General features: G+C 28.4%; 1 protein-coding gene. It reads right to left on the bottom strand.

The window, feature by feature from the left end:
- Positions 1-614 precede the first annotated feature (614 nt).
- On the bottom strand, positions 615-1184 hold a 570-nt coding region (locus CHI06_RS29955; protein ID WP_218833110.1), incomplete at its 5' end, for a group I intron-associated PD-(D/E)XK endonuclease.

The following is a 1184-nucleotide window of genomic DNA, read 5'->3' as shown; positions in this document are numbered from 1 at the left end:
TAAATTTTTTCCATTAAATTTACCTCATTCTGTCATAATATATTTAAATTTTAATATAAATTGAAGTTATTAATGTTAAATTTTTGAGTCTATTTGGATTTATGCAAATTTGTATAGACCAGATTCTCAATGCATATTATGAGTATAGTTTAAATTCTATTTTTGGTGTTTGATATAGCAAATGTCATATCAAATGAACAATGTAGTTATAATTTAGAAATGGATGCAGAAAAAATATTTTCAAGTGGATTACTTTAAAAACTTGGAACCTATATAACGAAACAACGTATTTATTAATCAAGCAGTTCATACAGAAGGAAAAGAATATCATGTTAAAAATTTACTATGGACAATCACATATTTGAATTAAAAAATAATTAATGGGTTAAAAAAGAATAGGCGGATATTAAGGTATGTAGCGTACCATTAGATAATGTTTATCTGAAGAAGTCTAAAACAAATCTGAAATAAAAATAAAGAAAACGTCCATTTTCTATGGACGCTTAGAACACAGTCACCACAAAAAGGGCATTTTATTCTTTTACATTAACATTTATCATAATTGTAGAAAACCCTTCAACATAGTGGGAATATGGAATGTTCTTGTAATGATGTTATCTAACTATTCTTTTTTTAAGACTTCTACTTATATTTTTCCTACGAATATTTTTATTATTAGCATTTTTCCTACGAGTTTTTTTTCTATTAGTAGTATATCTGTTAGTATTTTTCCAAGTTGCCACATCTTTAATTATATTCCAGTTCTCAAGGTATTGAGATAGTTCCTTTACATTTTTTCCATTTTCTTTTTCCTTGATGGTCAACCGATCTATTTCATTCATTGGGATTATGTAACAAAGGCCACATTGCTTATCTACAGCTACATATATATCACAATCCTTGGTAGTTATTATTTTTCCTTGATTCCTTTCGTGGGTATAATCAATACCTTGTCCACCTCTAGGTCTATCCTTAAAATATATTTTACTATCACCTGATATACCTTTAACTTGTACCTTTAACAAAGTGTCTTCATAATCAATTATGGTGTCGTATCGGCTGGACCTTACATCAACATTTGAACTGTTAAATCCAGCTAATATAGCGCGTGACACAAACATAAATTGAGAACTATCGCCTTCATTTGCTACAGTAACACCCTCGTTTAAGTTCATTAAGTTGGA

It is taken from the genome of Bacillus sp. 7884-1, assembly GCF_002272245.1.
GTDB lineage: Bacteria > Bacillota > Bacilli > Bacillales > Cytobacillaceae > Neobacillus.
Note: the sequence above shows the minus strand (reverse complement) of the source record. Positions and strands in the feature narration are given on the sequence as shown.